13 protein-coding genes are annotated in these 17368 nt (G+C 52.6%); all 13 read right to left on the bottom strand.

The window, feature by feature from the left end:
• Positions 1–73 precede the first annotated feature (73 nt).
• The gene (locus VNK96_04145) at positions 74–1609 is read right to left on the bottom strand and encodes an NADH-quinone oxidoreductase subunit N (protein ID HWP30906.1); all 1536 of its coding nucleotides are present in this window, start codon (positions 1607–1609) and stop codon (positions 74–76) included.
• A complete protein-coding gene (locus VNK96_04140; GenBank protein HWP30905.1) occupies positions 1602–2372 on the bottom strand; it encodes a hypothetical protein in 771 nt (256 codons plus the stop codon). The genes VNK96_04145 and VNK96_04140 overlap by 8 nt, the downstream gene beginning before the upstream one ends.
• Positions 2369–4099: an NADH-quinone oxidoreductase subunit M gene (locus tag VNK96_04135; GenBank protein HWP30904.1), complete on the bottom strand. Its 1731-nt coding sequence runs from the start codon at positions 4097–4099 to the stop codon at positions 2369–2371. Before VNK96_04135 ends, VNK96_04140 begins: the two co-directional genes overlap by 4 nt.
• Positions 4100–6364 (bottom strand): NADH-quinone oxidoreductase subunit L, encoded by a 2265-nt coding sequence (gene nuoL, locus VNK96_04130; protein HWP30903.1) that lies wholly within the window; start codon positions 6362–6364, stop codon positions 4100–4102. It abuts the gene before it with no gap.
• A gap of 9 nt (positions 6365–6373) precedes the next feature.
• A complete protein-coding gene (nuoK, locus tag VNK96_04125) occupies positions 6374–6718 on the bottom strand; it encodes an NADH-quinone oxidoreductase subunit NuoK (GenBank protein HWP30902.1) in 345 nt (114 codons plus the stop codon).
• A gap of 4 nt (positions 6719–6722) precedes the next feature.
• A complete protein-coding gene (locus VNK96_04120; GenBank protein ID HWP30901.1) occupies positions 6723–7223 on the bottom strand; it encodes an NADH-quinone oxidoreductase subunit J in 501 nt (166 codons plus the stop codon).
• Positions 7220–8467, bottom strand: a complete 1248-nt coding sequence (gene nuoH / locus VNK96_04115; protein HWP30900.1) for an NADH-quinone oxidoreductase subunit NuoH — start codon at positions 8465–8467, stop codon at positions 7220–7222. Before nuoH ends, VNK96_04120 begins: the two co-directional genes overlap by 4 nt.
• Positions 8464–10647, bottom strand: a complete 2184-nt coding sequence (nuoG, locus tag VNK96_04110; protein ID HWP30899.1) for an NADH-quinone oxidoreductase subunit NuoG — start codon at positions 10645–10647, stop codon at positions 8464–8466. Before nuoG ends, nuoH begins: the two co-directional genes overlap by 4 nt.
• Before the next feature lie 361 nt (positions 10648–11008).
• Positions 11009–14140 (bottom strand): type I restriction endonuclease subunit R, encoded by a 3132-nt coding sequence (locus VNK96_04105; protein HWP30898.1) that lies wholly within the window; start codon positions 14138–14140, stop codon positions 11009–11011.
• Entirely contained in the window at positions 14128–14793 is a 666-nt protein-coding gene (locus VNK96_04100) for a transposase (GenBank protein HWP30897.1), read from the bottom strand. The genes VNK96_04105 and VNK96_04100 overlap by 13 nt, the downstream gene beginning before the upstream one ends.
• 139 nt (positions 14794–14932) lie before the next feature.
• A complete protein-coding gene (locus VNK96_04095) occupies positions 14933–15793 on the bottom strand; it encodes a GIY-YIG nuclease family protein (GenBank protein ID HWP30896.1) in 861 nt (286 codons plus the stop codon).
• On the bottom strand, positions 15790–17055 hold the full coding sequence (locus VNK96_04090) for a restriction endonuclease subunit S (protein ID HWP30895.1): 1266 nt from the start codon (positions 17053–17055) through the stop codon (positions 15790–15792). The genes VNK96_04095 and VNK96_04090 overlap by 4 nt, the downstream gene beginning before the upstream one ends.
• On the bottom strand, positions 17045–17368 hold a 324-nt coding region (locus VNK96_04085), incomplete at its 5' end, for an N-6 DNA methylase (protein ID HWP30894.1). The genes VNK96_04085 and VNK96_04090, both read right to left, overlap by 11 nt.

Raw genomic sequence — 17368 nt, 5'->3', positions numbered from 1 at the left:
ACGATGCAGTACTTGAATGGTGCGGGTATTCTTTTGGACGAACGTTTCGGACCTACGCGTGGTGGGGATGAGGTTACAGAATCTTCGCTGAGACGATGCTGATTTCTCTTAGAATCGGGCTCGTGAAAACCAATATCGCCAGCAGCAACACTGCGGTAATTCCACAGGTAAGCAAAAGCCCGAGATTCATCGGAGCAAAACGAGTGGGCTTCCATTCCGGCTCTTGAACGAACACTGCGAAGGCGACTCTCAAATAATAATAAGCGCTAATCACGGAATTGACTGCCAAAACGAGTGCCAGCCATAAAAGACCGGTTTCCAAAGCGTCGCTGAAAATAAAAACTTTCGCAAAAAATCCCGCAAAGGGGGGGATGCCGGCTAAATTCACCATGAAGACCACCATTGCAAGCGCTGCGAAAGGTCTTCTTCTGTACATTCCATAATAATCATCCACGAGCGTCCCTTCTTTCCCCCCCCTGGCGCTCAAAGTCAAAACGGCGAAAGCACCGATAGTCATAAGACTATAGGTGAGAAGATAGTACAAGACGGTTTCGTAACCGATTTGCAAATCCGGTCTATCATACGCTTTCGCCCATGCGACTACTGCAACTAAAATGTATCCTGCGTGAGCGATACTCGAATACCCCAAAATACGTTTCGCATCGCGTTGTACGATGGCGACTAAATTTCCCAAGGTCATGCTCAAAACTGCAAATGCCATGAGGATGGGTATCCAAACGTCTTTCATCGCCATCGCCCCCTCCAAAAACCGAATCAAAGCCGCGTAGGCTGCGACTTTCGAACCCGCGGCCATGAAACCCGTCACGCAAGTCGGTGCACCTTGATACACATCGGGAGTCCACATATGAAACGGCACCAAAGCGGCTTTGAATCCGAACCCGACAAGAATCATTCCCAACCCAGCGTAAACGAGACGATACGGATTCGCATCAGCCAGATTCGCTTGAAAAAGTTCCGTGATTCCCGAAAGATGCGTCGTTCCCGTCCCGCCGTACATCAACGCAATCCCATACAACATAAAACTCGAGGCAAATGCGCCTAATAAAAAATATTTCAATGCAGATTCTTGTGAACGTTTCTCCTTCGAGGATAATCCTGCTAAAATGTACAAAGAAATCGAAAGCGTTTCCAATCCCAAAAACAAGATGATCAAATCTCTCGTCGTAACCATTACCATCCCCCCCACTGTCGTCCAAAGCACCAAAGGATAATACTCTCCGAAAGGAATTAGTTTTTCACGCAGATATCCTTCGCTGAACATCACCGTAAAGAAGCAAACGCCGATGAGCAGTAATTGAACGAGTTGACTAAAGCGGTCGTGGATGAAAAGCCCGAAGTTTTTTTCGTGACCGCTTGCATCCGCATAAACCGCTCCGAAAGACTCTCGGGGCGGAACATTCCAGAAAGCGAGCACGAGAGCCGCGGCGAAAGCAAGACCGATTAACGAAATCGAAACGATAAGATTGTTCGTCTTTCGTGGACGCATCATTTCGAGAATCATGGCGACGACGCCGGTCGTTCCCACGGCAATCATCGGCGCTAAGGCAATCCAATCTATTGGGGCGGGGGTGAGTTTCGTATCAATCATGGACAACGGGGCTCCTCAATTGAGATGTCGCCTCTTTGACTTTAGAGAAGTCGTAAGAATCCAAATTTTCAACGCGACCGAAAAATACGATTCCGGTATATCCGAATTCTTCCCAAAGACGTGCGTAATCCGCTTCCAATCCACATGCCAAAGCGCCAGAGTGAATTTCTCGCACTCTTTGCGGAGTAATCTTGCTTGCTTTTTCGTCCCAAGCCAAGGCGGAACAGGGGAGGTCATGAACGAAATCCAGATAAACGCCTTCCCCCCCCTCCACGGAGAGAACATTGAAACGCGCTTCGACGATACTTTCCAGCAACTCTCTATCTTTTTCGAGAAAAAAGCCTCCGTATTCCATCGGAGTCGTTTCGAAAGGAGTCGCGCCGAATAATCGATAGAAAATGCCATCGCATCCTACATCGAGCGCTTCGTAGGTCTTGGCGCAAGTCATGGAAAAGAATCTTTCGAGAAGTTCTTCGCCCCCCCTCGGATCGTTGCGAAACGCTTCGCTCAAATCCTCCCCCGCTTCCTTCGCATAACCGAATGGATTCCATACTTCCACGAGCACTGCAGGACCGTCTGCCCCGAATTCAGCCAACAATTCTCGCGCGTCGGCACTATTCCTCGCGACGAGAACATCCGGAGCCCACTTCCTCGCGAATCGCGACAAGGTTTCTTTCTCTGCATTTTCGCAATAGCCGAACCACGGCGCATGATCTACACTCCCCCCCCTCGATGCCGCTACGAGTCGTTCTCGAGAATTCATTTTCCCCTCGCCAATGTTTGCGAATCTTCGCCCTTCACCCACCCCATACTACGCTGGGCGTGGTGATTCGCGGGTACGAGAACGCGCCCCTCTGTCCATTCCCCTTGCTGAGTTCTTCGCAGTACTTCCACAACATCTCCGCGCGAATTGATGTCCACATTCATATCCGACCATACGGGTCTCTTCCCAGCTGGTAAAAGAGTTTGATGACGCAATGCGTTAACACTCGCCTCCATTTTCGAAGTAAATGTCGTCGGATAAAGTCCAACCCAGAACACGAAAAGAACCAATGACCACCCGAGAAACTGCTCCCAAGGTTTGATGTCTCGCAATCTTCGATTTTCAGCGTTCTCACATTTTCCGTAAAATGCCTTCTGGAACATCCAAAGCAAATAAACCGCAGCCAAGACCACCCCCCCAGCAGCGAGAACGGGAATCACCATAGAGATTCCGACCGTTCCCTCCATCCCTGCTTCGAAAGCACCGAGCAAACACAAAAATTCGCCGATAAATCCGTTCATCGAAGGAAGCCCCACCGAACTCAACATGATAATCAAAAACAATGTTGCGAACATCGGCATTTGTCGTTTCAGTCCCCCGTATTCGCTAAATAATCTCGTATGACGCCGTTCGTAAATCATCCCCACCAACAAAAACAACGCTCCGGTCGAAACCCCGTGATTCAAACTTTGCAAAATGCTTCCCGTAAGACCGTTGTGATTCAAAGCGAACGCTCCGAGCATCACGAATCCGAGGTGGCTCACGGAAGAATACGCAACGAGACGCTTCCAATCGGGTTGAACGGCAGCCATCACCGCGCCGTATAAAATTCCGACGAGCGCCAGCCCCATCATAAACGGAGCCGCTTGCAAACTCGCTTCGGGAAATAGAGGGAAGCAAAATCTCAAAAACCCGTACGTTCCCATTTTCAACATAATCGCCGCCAAGATAATAGAACCCGCTGTGGGCGCTTCGGTATGCGCATCAGGCAACCAAGTGTGCAATGGAAAGAAAGGCACTTTTACGGCGAACGAAACTGCGAACGCTGCAAAAACCCACATCGCAACTGTACCGGAAACCAATTCCCCTCGAGATGCGAGCGCTTGCAATTCTAATAAATCGAAACTATAGCGACCGAATTCTGCAGATGCGACGACAAAACACAAATAAATAATCGCAACGAGCATGAAAATCGAACCCAAAAAAGTGAACAAGAAAAATTTGATTGCCGCGTATGCGCGCTTTTGCTCACTTCCCCAAATTGCGATGAGAAAATACATGGGAATCAGCGTCGCTTCGAAGAAAATATAAAAAAGCGCCAAATCGAGAGCAGAAAACACACCTAATAACGCTGTCTCTAATATCAGCATGAACATCATGAACTCTTTCGCTCGTTCACCGACATAAAAACTGAACCAAACCGCAATCACGGTAATAAACGTCGTTAAGAGAACGAGCCAAAGGCTGATTCCATCGATGCCGAGTTTATATTGAATCCCTAACTGAGGAATCCAAGGAATGCTCTCGACGAATTGGAAATGGAAGGTATTAGCGCTGAAAAGAAAATATAAACTCAACGAAACTGCGAACGTTGCAAGTGTGAAAATGAGCGCGATATAACGATGCCAATGCACATAAGACCTCGGAATGAACCCCAAAAGTAAAGCGCCTAAAGTGGGTAACCATATCGTAAGGCTCAAGATTCCGAAAGTGTGTTTTTCTGGCATTTATTTCCCCTTAGAAAACACCTCGGTGAGATACCACCAAATATACGTGAGCAAAATGACCCCCCCCACGAGCATAGCCATAGCGTAAGCGCGCGCATACCCGGTTTGAAGTCGCCGCAACACCCTTCCGAAAATCCCTACGACCCAAGCCGAACCATTCACGAAAACCGTGTCGATAACTCCCACATCGAACCAACGATAAAACCCCTCGGCGAATCTGCCGAGATGATGAACGAAAAACTTCATCATGATTGGGTCGTAAAGCCATTGTTTCTGAGCGAGATACCGCCATCCGCGCAACTCTCTTTCGTCGGAAGGAAGCCCATTTCGGTATCGCCGCCAGTGATAAGCGATTCCCAATAGTGCTGCGAGAACCGATGCGAGAATCAACAAAATTTCGGTCGTATGTGCTGTACGAAACATTTCTTCGCTCGGTAAAACGGATGCCTCCGCAATGGGAGCAAGCCACTCCTCGAAATAATTCGGAATATGCAACCCGATTACCTCGCTAAGCGGGTGTAGACCCGAAAGCACCGCCCCCCCTAATAGAGAGAGCGCTGCTAAAACGATGAGCGGAATCGTCATAGAAGAACCTACTTCTTTCGGTGTATGGTTCGGGGAAAGGATAGGATGCTCTTCGTGCTCTTCCCTTTCCCGTCGAAGAATCTCCTCGTCCGAAAGATAAAAGTCGGACTCTTTCTCGGGGTGTCCCATCGCCGATCCCACGTGATGCCTCCCCGATTGAACAGACTCGTGGTGTTCCGCGACTTCGGCATGCTCACTTTCCGGTTTAAGTTTCCTCCAGCGCTCCTCCCCTCCCAAAAAGGTCAGCATAAATAAACGAGTCATGTACCCAGCAGTGAGAACCGCGGTAATCAAACCAATCCAATAGCAAATCTGCACGAGCGGCAACTCCACGATTCCCCCCCACCAAGTGCTGCTCGCATAAACCTTTCCTAAAATCTCGTCTTTGCTGAAGAACCCTGCCCAAATTGGAACTCCTGAGATCGCAAGCCATCCCATCATCATCGTAAAAAACGTAATCGGAAGATATTTCCAAAGATTTCCGTAATTACGCATGTCTTGGTTATGCGCCATCGCGAGAATGACTGCGCCTGAGCCTAAAAACAGCAGCGCTTTAAAAAACGCATGGGTTGTCAGATGAAACATTCCAGCCGAAAAAGCCCCCACCCCGGTTCCTAAAAACATATATCCTAATTGGGAAACGGTGGAAAATGCGAGAACACGCTTGATATCCGTCTGACCGAATGCTATCGTAGCGGCAAAAATCGCAGTAAATGCACCGACGCAAGCCACCACCATCATGGAATAAGGAGCCAATTCGAAAAAGACATGACATCGCGCCACGAGATACACACCCGCAGTCACCATCGTCGCCGCATGAATCAAGGCGGAAACAGGTGTCGGACCCGCCATCGCATCCGGCAACCATAAATACAAAGGAAATTGCGCGGATTTCCCCATCGCCCCTACGAACAACAAAATCGGAATCCCGAACGCAATCCAAGAACTGTAACCGAACAAAACCTCCTGCGCTTTCGGCAGAATTACATCGAAACTGAGGTAGCGCGTTTCATTAGGACCTAAAACTCCTTGATTCGATGCAAAAACTACCGCAATGAGAAATATTCCGAGCGTCATCCCCCAATCTCCGATGCGATTAACGATAAATGCTTTATTCGCCGCCTTAGCGTTTTCGATATCTTCGTACCAATATCCGATCAACAAATAAGAACAAAGCCCGACACCCTCCCATCCGATAAACAACAAAAGAAGGTTGTTCGCCAGCACTAAAGTGAGCATGAAAACGATGAACAAATTAAAATAAGTGAAAAAGCGAGGATAATCGCGGTCTTCCCCCATGTATCCCGTTGCATACCAGTGTATTAAAAATCCCACACCGGTAACGATAAGCGCCATCGTCAAAGAAAGAACATCTATACGAAGTTCGTAAGGAATTCTCAAACTTTGAAGGTTCAACCAATCGAACCACGTACTGATAACAAGTCGCTCCTCTTCTGGCAGTGAACGCAATAAGAAAAACAGATAAACGCTTACGATAAATGCTAACGCAACGGGCAAAACGCCTATCCATCCCAATACCATCCGCCCTTTTTCTTTTCCCCACGCTCGTTCGATTGCCTTTCCGAACAAAGCCTGAAACAAAAACCCAGCCAAAGGAAGCAAAACGACTACCCATACCAAATGGAATTCACTCGGCATACCAGGATTATTCAAAGTCATGAACTTCTCTTATCCTCTCAAAATGTTCATCTGGTCTATATCCACATCTTCACGGATTCGGAAAATTGCCATGATGATTCCCAAACCGATTGCAACTTCTGCTGCTGCCACTGCCATCACAAAGATCACTGCCATCTGTCCATTCATAAAAGTGTGCATCGTTGGAATGGTCGAACTCAACGGAGTCGAATGGTATCGAGCGAAAGCCAAAAAAACGAGGTTCGCCGCATTGAGCATAAGCTCGATACACATGAAGATCACGATAGGATTGCGCTTCAATAAAACTCCCAAAACACCCATTGCGAACATCACCGCACTGAGACCGAGAAATCCTGCAAGCGGTACACCTAACATCCTTTTATCTCCTTTTCGCTAAGAGAATAGAACCTACGATTCCGATCAAAAGCAAAATACTGCAAATTTCGAAACCGTAAACCCAATGATTGAAGAGATATGTGCCGACGACTTTCGCCTTACCGAAATCGTCGGGAGCGGTCGGCTGTTCAGCGAGTGCAAGCGGTGCGATTGCCTGCGATGTCACCACTGCCACTAATCCCGCTGCGAACACGACTGCAAAAAACCATTTGATCCCGCTTTTTTCTTGAAGCATTTCAGGAGCGCTCAAATTCAAAAGCAAAATACAAAATAAAAACAGCATCATAATCAAGCCCGTATATACGAGCACTTGACTGATGCCCAAAATATCGAGACTCATCAGAAAATACAATCCCGCCAATGCCAAAAAATTAAGAACGAGCGCAAGCGCGGCACGAACGACATGCTGCGTCGCAATAACCGCAACAGACGAAACTACACCTATCACAGCAAACACCAAAAATAAACCCAAACCCCAATTCATTGCCTGCTCCTTTCGATTTCGATTACACGCGAAGTATTCGCAGGAATCTTCATGAGTTCGATCGTCGGCTTCTTAGCGCGCGGAAGATAATACACAACAACGAAAATCAAATACATCACCAAGAGTATCGCGAGGAAAAACGCATAAACGAGCCATCCGTAAAGCATGCCGATAGCGACCAAAACGAAATTCGCCGCTGCTGCAGGAAGCAAATACTTCCAACAAAAATTCATCAGTTGGTCATAACGCAACCTGGGTAGAGTCGCTCGAAGCCAAATATAAAAAGTGAGTCCACCGAAAATCTTTCCTACAAACCAAACAGGCGCCATCCATGGACCGTTGATGAAAGTCAGTACCCCACCTAACCATCCCAACCCCGCATCCCGCGAAACTGCCGCAAGGTGCTCCCAGTTGAAAGGAGCCAAACTCCACCCCCCCAAATACAAAACGGCAAAAAGCCCACTGAATGCAACCATCGCTGCGTATTCACCCATGAAAAACACAGCGAACTTCATGGAACTGTATTCCGTGTGATAACCCGCAATCAACTCCGATTCCGCTTCTGGCAAATCGAAAGGCGCGCGGTTCGTCTCGGCAACCATGCAGATGAGAAAAATCGCCGCAGAAATCAACCCGAAAGGAGTCAAAATAAACCAATTCTGAAACCACTCGAATCGCCCCCAAAGAGCCTCATGCTGTTTGGAAACTACTTCTGTAAGCCTAAGAGTCCCGCTCGGTAATAAAACACTGTACAGAGCGACACCCATCGGCAATTCGTAACTCACGAGTTGTGCAGCACTTCTGAGCCCCCCCAACAGAGAATATTTATTGTTCGACGCCCACCCCCCCAAAACAATACCGTAAACCCCCAAAGAAGAAACTGCCAAAACCCATAAAACCCCCACATCCACATCGGCAATCGGAGTCAAACGAGGATTCGGGCTCCAAGGAATCGTCGCTCCAATCACAAACGCAGGCAAAAGAGCAATCGCAGGGGAAAGAAAATACATCAACCGGTCTACATCGCGAGGAGTGAAATCCTCTTTGAACAAAAGTTTCACACCGTCCGCTATCGGTTGCAAAAAACCGAATGGTCCTACACGGTTCGGCCCGATTCGGTCTTGCATCCATCCCAATAATCTCCTCTCCCACCAAATGATGGGGGGGACTGAGATGAGAACGAAGCCCACCACAATCAAAACTCTCAAAATAGCCCAAAACAATTCGCTTTCGATGTTGATCACGCTCGCACGTCCTCCAACACTCGATACGAAGGAATAAAGACTCGAGGAGTTCCCAGACCCTCTTGCGGCAAGCGCACGCCTTCGCCTTCCAATTGCGAATATCGAGACGCACGAAATACAGCGATCTCTTCACCCATCTTGCTCATCACTTCCGCGGATTGAAATGGTGGAACGTGCGGCTGAATTCGCAAAGATATCTCGCTGAAGATTTTCCAATGCGGCTTGGCATGCCCCTTCGGCTCCATGATTTGCCGTACACGCTGTACGCGCCTTTCCATATTCGTATAACTTCCGTCGCGCTCACAAAATGCGCACGCTGGCAACACGACACTCGCAAAATAAAACGCCTCTGTTTGCTCGATATCTTGAACGACTAAAAACGGAACATTCTCTAATGCCTTTTGCACCAATTCCGTGTCTTTCCATAATTTGAATGGGTCGCACTGTACGAGCCAAAGCGCTCGAATTCTCCCCTCCGCACACGCTTCTAAAATTTCACGTGTATTCATCCCGTTCTCACGAGGAAAGATTCCGATTTCCAGTGCTCCTTGTTCATTCCCTTCCGTTGCATAAAGATTGAACTTTTCTGCACTCTTTCCAGCAATCGCTAAGTTTGCTAATGCTGAAACTATATCCTCGCCATTCACCAAATCATAAAGCGAGCGACTGGCAACCATTGCGAAACCACTGCGCAGGATCTCTGCCGCGCGCAAAATTTCTCTTTGCGGAATCCCCGTGATTCGCTCCGTTTCCTCTAACGTGAAGGGACTCACGACGTTTTTCAATTCCGTATGTGCCCCCCCGTCCAAAAGCAAATTCGTCAACCCAGCCAACAATGCCATCTCCGTCCCGGGGCGAAAATGCAAAACTACATCGGCGAATCGGTCAGCGTATGTTCTTTCATGACTCGCAACGATGATCTTCGCCCCCCTCCTTAACCACGCCTTCCGCACCCGCAAATAAAGAATCGGCTGTTCGTCCGCCAAATCCTTCCCGAAAATAAAGATGACCGGCTCTCGTTCGTATACCTCGATGGACATTTGCGAAGTCAGCAAATTGTGCCTTCTTTCCGGTGTGTTTTCGTATTTCGGCAAATAACGATGCCAACGGTGGTCGAAATTTTCGGATCGAAAATGCTCTCTAAAAATCTTCCGGAATAAGTAATAATCTTCGTTGCTCAATCTGCCCGAAGTAAGCCCCGCTACCTTTTCCCCCCCCTTCTCGAAATACGGGATCAACGCCTCGTACGCTTTTCCCCAACTCACCTCTCGAAGATTTCCGTCTTCTCGCACGAGTGGGGACGTCAAACGAGTAGGTGTATTCAAATAATCATGACCGAACTTTCCTTTGTCGCATGTCCACTCTTCGTTCACCGCCTCGTTCGTTCGTCCATTGATGCGCGCCACCTTACCGATTCGATAATCGAACCACGTATTGCATCCGTTCGAGCATTCGAGACAAATCGCTGGCTTCGTCTCTAAATCCCAAGGTCTGGCGCGAAAACGATATTGCGACGAAGTCAATGCTCCCACCGGGCATATCTCGATGGTGTTTCCGCTGAATTTCGATTCGAATTCTGTCAGTTCGTAAGTCAAAGGCTGCATCTCAGCACCGCGGAAGAAAAACGCCAATTCTGAATCACCCGAAATCTCCTCCGTGAACCGAACGCACCTTCCGCATTGAATGCACCTCTCTAAATCCAAAGTAACGTAACGACTCAAAGGAAAAGCCTTCGGTAAATGGCGCTTCTCTTCGATGAAACGGCTCGTTGAAGGTCCGTAAAACAGCGTGTTGTTTTGCAAGGGACATTCTCCGCCCCTATCGCATATCGGGCAATCCAAAGGGTGATTGATGAGCAAAAACTCCAGAACCCCTTTTCTATCCTCTCGAACCCGCTCCGTGTCTGTATAAACCACTAAGTTCTCTTGTGCTCGGAGGGTGCAACCAGTTTGCGGCTTGGGAAGAATACGTGTCGAGCCATCCTGCTGTCGAAACCCCGCCTCGACCAGACACATCCTGCACATTCCGACCGGTTCGAGCCTCTTGTGATAACAAAAAATCGGAATCTGCAGCCCCAACCTCTTCACCGCCTCTACGATCAACTCCCCCTTAGGTACTTCTAAAGGGATATCGTTTATCCAAATCTTGACGAGTTGCTGTTGAGTGTCGGCTTCTGCCATCTAAACTTCAAAGATTCTATCTTTAAAGTCCCTCCGATTGTGAAGGATTTCACGAATTAACCCCCGGCGCTACTTTTTCGAAAAACCTTCGCAGCGCTTTCGCCGCACGATTTTTTTCCCGGGCTTTCTGCTCATTATTTCCCCCGTGCGCAAAATTCTCGCACGACTTCCCGAATTCAACCCTTTCCGAAAATTCAACCCATTCGAATTGAACAAACCCAATCGCCCCTCAAACCTTCCCCTTACGAACCTTATTCATCGCAACGCAATATATGGCAACGCAGATGATGTGCAACCACAAAAGTTACATCCCCCCCCAATCACGAAGGCATCTCTTGTAAAACAGCTCCCGCTGTATTTCTTAGCCTGTAGCCCACTCCTCGGACAGAACCTCCGCCTGCTCTAACACAGTCTGGGTCGCCTTCTCCTGCTTGTCGGGTGGGTACCCATACTTCCGTAATATGCGCTTAATTAGCACTCTCAGTTGCGCTCGCACGTTTTCGCGTAGAGTCCAGTCGATCGTGACGTTGTTGCGGACGGCAGTAACCAGCTCGCGTGCGATGGTCCGGAGCGTCTCGTCGCCGAGTACTTTTACTGCGCTGTCGTTTGTCTCCAGCGCATCGTAGAACGCCAGCTCCTCTTCGCTCAGATTCAGTTTCTCGCCGCGAGCGTTGGCCTCCCGCATGTCGCGTGCCAGGGCAATGAGTTCCTCGATCACCTGCGCTGCCTCAATCGCACGATTCTGATAGCGGCGGATGGTCTGTTCCAGCATCTCAGCGAACGAGCGCGCCTGGACGACGTTTTTGCGACGCCGGGTTCTAATCTCTCCCTTGAGGAGCTTCTGGAGAAGCTCCACGGCGAGGTTCTTTTGCGGCATCTTGCGAACTTCTGCCAAGAACTCATCGGAGAGGATCGAGATGTCGGGCTTCTTCAGGCCCGCGGCAGCGAAGATGTCTAAGACGCCCTCCGGCGCCACGGCTCGCGAGATGATTTGCCGAACCGCGTGGTCTAACTCTTCTTCAGGCCTTGGCTCTCCAGGTGCCCGCTTGGCGAGGCTCGTCCCCACGGCCTGAAAGAAGGCTACGTCATCGCGGATTCGCAACGCTTCTTCATGCGGCACGGCAAGCGCGAAAGCCTGTGACAACTCGCGTACCGCGCGGATATAGCGATCCTTGCCATTTTCCTGGGCGAGGACGTGCTCTTGCGCGGCCGGAAGCAGCGCGAGGCGTTCCTGCGGTGTGCCTGTCGTCCATTTCGAGTGGTCGAAGCCATGGAAGAGGGCGCAACACACCTCGTACTTTTCTTGCATGAGGGTAACCGCTTCGTTCTGATTTATCGCCGTTTCCCCCGTGCCTCCGCTTTCGGTGTAGGTGGCAAGTGCCGCTTTCAGCTCGTGGGCGAGCCCTAAGTAGTCCACCACGAGTCCGCCAGGTTTGTCACGGAAGACGCGGTTGACGCGCGCAATCGCCTGCATCAAGCCGTGGCCGCGCATTGGCTTGTCGATGTACATGGTGTGCAGGCTCGGTGCATCGAAACCGGTGAGCCACATGTCTCGCACGATAACGATGCGGAATGGATCGTTGGGGTCGCGGAATCGGTTGGCCAGTTGCTCGCGACGGCGCTTGTCGCGAATGTGGGCCTGCCACTCAACAGGATCGTCGGCCGAGCCGGTCATCACGACCTTGATCTCGCCCTGCTCATCGGTGTCGCCGTGCCATTTGGGCCGCAGCTTCACGATCTCGCGATAAAGCTCAACGCAGATGCGCCGACTCATGCAGACGATCATTGCCTTACCGTCCATGGCTTCCAGCCGCCGCTCGAAGTGCTCGACGATGTCCTGGGCGATGAGTCTCAGGCGCTTCTCGGCACCGACGATGGCTTCGAGTTGCGCCCACTTGGTCTTGAGCTTTTCTTTGCGCTCGACCTCTTCACCTTCCGTAACCTCCTCGAACTCCTCATCAATCTTCGGCTTGAGTTCTTCCGGCAAATCGAGCTTGGCCAATCGGCTTTCGTAATAGATGGGCACAGTTGCGCCATCCTCGACGGCGCGCTGGATGTCATAGATCGAGATGTAGTCGCCAAAGACCGCACGCGTGTTCGCATCGGCCCTCTCGATGGGCGTGCCCGTGAAGCCGATGAACGAGGCATGGGGCAATGCGTCGCGCATGTGGCGCGCGAAGCCGTCGATGAAGTCGTACTGGCTGCGATGGGCTTCGTCGGCGATGACGACAATGTTCCGTCGCTGCGAAAGCACGGGATGCCGGTCGCCTTTCTCTTCGGGAAAAAACTTCTGGATGGTGGTGAACACTACCCCGCCCGCCTGCACCAAGAGCAGTTCACGCAGGTGCGCGCGGCTCTGGGCCTGTACGGGTGGCTGGCGTAGGAGGTCCTGGCAGCGCGAGAACGTGCCAAAGAGCTGGTCGTCGAGGTCATTGCGGTCGGTGAGGACGACCAGCGTCGGGTTCTCCATCGCCGGCTCCCGGATGATGCGTCCCGCGTAGAAAGCCATCGTGAGGCTCTTGCCCGAGCCTTGGGTATGCCAGACAACCCCGATGCGCCGGTCGCCCCGATCTCCGCCCGGTTTGCGGCTCGCTTCGTAACCTTTCGGCTCCTGTACAACGCAGTGTAGCTCCGCCGCGCGCAGCGTCTCGGCCACGGCCACGCGCACGGCGTGAAACTGGTGGTAGCCGGCCATTTTCTTGATGAGGCGCCCGCTGCCGTCGTCCTCGAAGACGATGAAGTCGCGCACCAGATCGAGAAGCCGCCGCTTGTCGAACAATCCTTCGATCACCACCTGCAACTGCGGCATCGTGTCGGGAGCGAGCGCATCGCCGGCGATCGTGCGCCAGGGTTTGAACCATTCCCTGCCGGCGCCGATGACGCCGACGCGTGCCTCGACTCCGTCGGAGATGACCAGCACTTCGTTGGTTGCGAACAGCGAGGGGATCTCGGTCTGGTAGGTCTGAAGCTGCTGGAACGCCGTCCAGATCGTGGCGTTCTCATCGGCCGCGTTCTTGAGTTCTACGACCGCAAGCGGGAGGCCGTTGACGAACAGCACCACGTCGGGTCGGCGACTGTGCTTGTTTTCCACCACGGCGAACTGATTGACCGCCAGCCAGTCGTTGTTGTCGGGGTTCTCGAAGTCGATAACGCGCGCCTGCGCCCCGCGAATGGCGCCGTCGGCGGTGCGGTACTCGACGGTGACGCCATCCACGAGCAAGCGGTGCATGGCCCGGTTGCGTTGAATCAGGTCAGCCCCTTCGGGTCGCGTGAGCTTGCGGAAAGCATCCTCCAGTGCCTCGGCGGGCAGATCAGGGTTCAGGCGTGTGAGCGCATCGCGCAGCCTTGCACCAAGCACCACCTCGCCGTAGTCGCGCCGTTCGGCCAGGAGCGTGTCCGGCGCGATGTCAGGCCCATGTGCGATTTGCCAGCCGGTGGCTTCCAGCCACGCGAGGGCGGCCTGTTCAACGACGGATTCGGTCAGATGCGCCATGGTTCATTTCCTGTTGGGGCGACCCCACGTGGTCGCCCTATGTCCGGTGCCTCCATGGTTTCCCGTACATTTGGATTTTCCCGGTCCAATTCCCATTGCAAGGGATTGTTGATGATGTATTCCCGGATGCGATTCAAGGATTTTTCGTTGCGGATGATGTGTTCGTAATAATTGCGTTGCCACAACCGTCCGCGATACGTCGGCCAACCATCGTTTTTGACATGACGGATGTATTCATTGGTCGTCATGGTTTTGAACCATTGAACAATTTTCGGTAGGGGCGCACCTATGTGTGCGCCCAATTGATCATGATGTGCGCCCAATTGGCCACGATGTGCGCCCGTTTCATTGGGGCGGACACGTAGGTCCGCCCCTACGGGTTCGTTCACAATCGCGATAATTCCATGGAAATGGTTGGGCATAACAATGTATTCATCCGTTTGAACGACCGGAAATTTACGATTCAATTCTGCCCACCATTTTTGCACCATACGCCCTGCGTCATTCATCCGCATTTCGCCATCCACCACATCCCCAAACAAACATTCCCGATCTTGTGAAACGATGGTGACAAAATATGCCCCCGGCTGGGAATAATCGTATCCCTTCAGGCGGATACTGCGGCGGTGGTGTTTTTGCGGATCGTATCTCATAACCACCGTTGTTTCTGGGGAAAGGTTTCTGTGAATGTAACGCCGCCAGACGAGGTGCCCGATCCTTGGGCGATCAGCCAGCCAGTGGCCTTCAGGCAGGCGAGGGCGTCGGATTCGACGGTGGATTCGGTAAAGGTGCTCATGGCCCGCTGACCTCTGCCTCTTGGATCTCTTTGAGCGTGTGACCTTTGGAATCTTTCCACTCTACCCTGCCATTCGCCGACCGCCCGAGGATTACGCCCGCAGCCGTAGACGGCGAATCGAAGGTGTAATCCTGGGTAAACACGTAGCAAGCGTCCGCCTCTTTCAGGACTCCCTGCACAAGCAAGGACTTCCTCAGTTCAGTGAGGTAGGCATGGATGGATGGCACTTCGTCCTTGACTGCCTGCGATCCAGCGCGGACGACGAAGCCTTCGGGACTATCCACGCCGCGCGCGTCAATCCCCTTGGCCTTCAGGAACAGATCCCCCGCCTTTGTCGTGCCGGCTTTGGCCTTCTCGAACAGACTCACGCCCACAACCGGCAGACACAGTAACAGGTCGTTGAGGAATGCCTCCGCATCGGCTGCGTCGGCCTCCGACAACGCGGGCAACTGCGGAACGGTGGCGTTGTCCAGCTCCGCGCGCTTGGCTTCGCTGGCGAGAGAGATTAACCGTGCTTCGAGGTATTGGACATGCGCCTTGTTCAGGTTATGGTCCTTGCTCGTGAACACGGCCGCGTGCGTCCAAAAGTCCTTCTGCTTGAAATGCTGTTCCAACCGTGGCAGCACAACATCCCCTTCCCCCACATAAACCAGCGGCAGCCCGCCCGATTCGGCCGGACCCCACAGCACATAGACGCCAGTGCGCTTGAGCTCCGGCCGCGTCCGCGCCTCGGTGAAGAGTGAGCGGGGAAAGACGATTCCCTGCCCAGTCCAATTCGACTTTTCAACAATGCGCAGTCCTTCCGGATCTCCTGAGGGCATAAAGATGCGTACCGAGAAACCTTGTGACTTCGTCATATGTCCGTCCTTTCCAAAAACCCTTCCGCATCCTTCACCCGTATCTCCCCGCGGATGAGCTTGGGCAAGAGCGCATCGCGCAGGGCGGCGAGTGTGCGGGATTCGCGCACAGCGGCGGATGACCGCACGAACAGGGGTTTGATCGCACGGCCAAACGCTTCTGCGAGCGGCGCCGGGACTCGCGGCAACCGAAAGTGCTCAAGCGAATCGGCCTGCACGCGTTGCCGACCGCTGGTTCCTGTCATGCTCTGGATAGCGAATTCACGGAACGCATCGCTTCGAGCCAGACAGTAGGCGAACTCCTCAGGCAACGGAGGTTTTGGGCACAACACAATGTACTCGGTCGAGCCCCAGCCAACCTGTCCGTCCCGGAGGAAGTCGACAAATGCCGTCTTGCCGTTTTCCAGACATGGCGTGATCCGCGCCACGAGAGTGTCGCCATTGATGAATCGCATTCCGGAGCCGAAAGAGCGGTCCACAACTTCATCAGGCGCATGTCCGCGAGTTGGCATGTTAGCCATGTCCAAGTAAGGCGCAATCTCGCCTTTGCGTAACGGACGCGGTGGGTTGATCTCGATTAGATCGGGAAGGGATGCCACCCTCCACCCCTCCGGAATCTCGCCGAGTTCGGAATCCACGAGCTGGTCCGGGAAGAGGTCGTAGAGGTGGGCGGGGAGGCCGGGGAGGGACTCGCCCTTGCGCCAGCGGCCCTCCATCTTGGCGCGGACGGGGTCGAAGTCAACGAACCACGACTTGAAGAGCGCCCGCGCCATCGCCTCCAGCGTCTCGCTCATCCGCCGGTTCAGCTCGATCTTGTCGTCCAGCGTGCCGAGGATGTGGGCGATGGCGCGCTGTTCGGGGAGGGGAGGGTATGCGATTTCAACTGCCCTCGCATCCCCCTGAGATATGAATGGCTGTGCCGAACCACGTTTCGGCCAGAATGACGGGTCGCGCGTGAGCCAGTAAAGAAACTCAGTGTCAACATCGGGATCGGTAGCCCAAAAACGAATCGTGTTCTTGATGCATGACCATTTACCTTTGGCGAGCCAGGTCTTGCCACAGTCAGCACCGATCGCGCTTAGTACGATGCCGGTTCGATTGAAGTTTGCATAAGGAAGGTATCCGTCGGGACCTGAGGCGCTAAACGCGGGGAAGCCAACCTCTGTGTAACTGGCCTTCGTGGTGGTGGTGTCACCCCAGTTGACATCGGCGACTTCGCCGAGTCGTCGTCTGCGCCAATCCTTCGGCCACTCACCCCCCATACCCCAACTCCTTCAGGTTCCTGGCGATCGCTGCATCGAGCTTCGCGGCCTCGGCCTGCTGTTCGCGCAGTTGCGCCACCAGCCGCTGCATCTTCTCCTCGAACGGCTCGCCGTCGTCCTCCTGCGGCGCGGCGCCGACGTAACGGCCGGGGGTGAGCACGTGGCCTTGCTTGCGGATCTCCTCCAGCGTCGCGCTCTTGCAAAAGCCGGGCACGTCGGCGTACTCGCCCGCGTCCTTCTCTCCGCGCCAGGCGTGATAGGTGTTGGCGATCTTCTTGATGTCCTCGTCGGTGAGTTCCCTGTGGGTGCGGTC

Source organism: Fimbriimonadales bacterium (assembly GCA_035559795.1).
GTDB lineage: Bacteria > Armatimonadota > Fimbriimonadia > Fimbriimonadales > ATM1 > DATMAR01.
This window is presented reverse-complemented; position numbering and strand designations above follow the sequence as displayed.

Bases quoted from the DNA above. Each gene is read 5' to 3' on its own strand.
- nuoK (HWP30902.1), bottom strand. From the start codon at position 6,718: ATGTTAGGTGTACCGCTTGCAGGATTTCTCGGTCTCAGTGCGGTGATG.
- VNK96_04140 (HWP30905.1), bottom strand. From the start codon at position 2,372: ATGAATTCTCGAGAACGACTCGTAGCGGCATCGAGGGGGGGGAGTGTA.
- nuoG (HWP30899.1), bottom strand. From the start codon at position 10,647: ATGGCAGAAGCCGACACTCAACAGCAACTCGTCAAGATTTGGATAAAC.
- VNK96_04145 (HWP30906.1), bottom strand. From the start codon at position 1,609: ATGATTGATACGAAACTCACCCCCGCCCCAATAGATTGGATTGCCTTA.
- VNK96_04135 (HWP30904.1), bottom strand. From the start codon at position 4,099: ATGCCAGAAAAACACACTTTCGGAATCTTGAGCCTTACGATATGGTTA.
- VNK96_04105 (HWP30898.1), bottom strand. From the start codon at position 14,140: ATGGCGCATCTGACCGAATCCGTCGTTGAACAGGCCGCCCTCGCGTGG.
- VNK96_04090 (HWP30895.1), bottom strand. From the start codon at position 17,055: ATGGGGGGTGAGTGGCCGAAGGATTGGCGCAGACGACGACTCGGCGAA.
- VNK96_04120 (HWP30901.1), bottom strand. From the start codon at position 7,223: ATGAATTGGGGTTTGGGTTTATTTTTGGTGTTTGCTGTGATAGGTGTA.
- VNK96_04100 (HWP30897.1), bottom strand. From the start codon at position 14,793: ATGAGATACGATCCGCAAAAACACCACCGCCGCAGTATCCGCCTGAAG.
- VNK96_04095 (HWP30896.1), bottom strand. From the start codon at position 15,793: ATGACGAAGTCACAAGGTTTCTCGGTACGCATCTTTATGCCCTCAGGA.
- nuoL (HWP30903.1), bottom strand. From the start codon at position 6,364: ATGACTTTGAATAATCCTGGTATGCCGAGTGAATTCCATTTGGTATGG.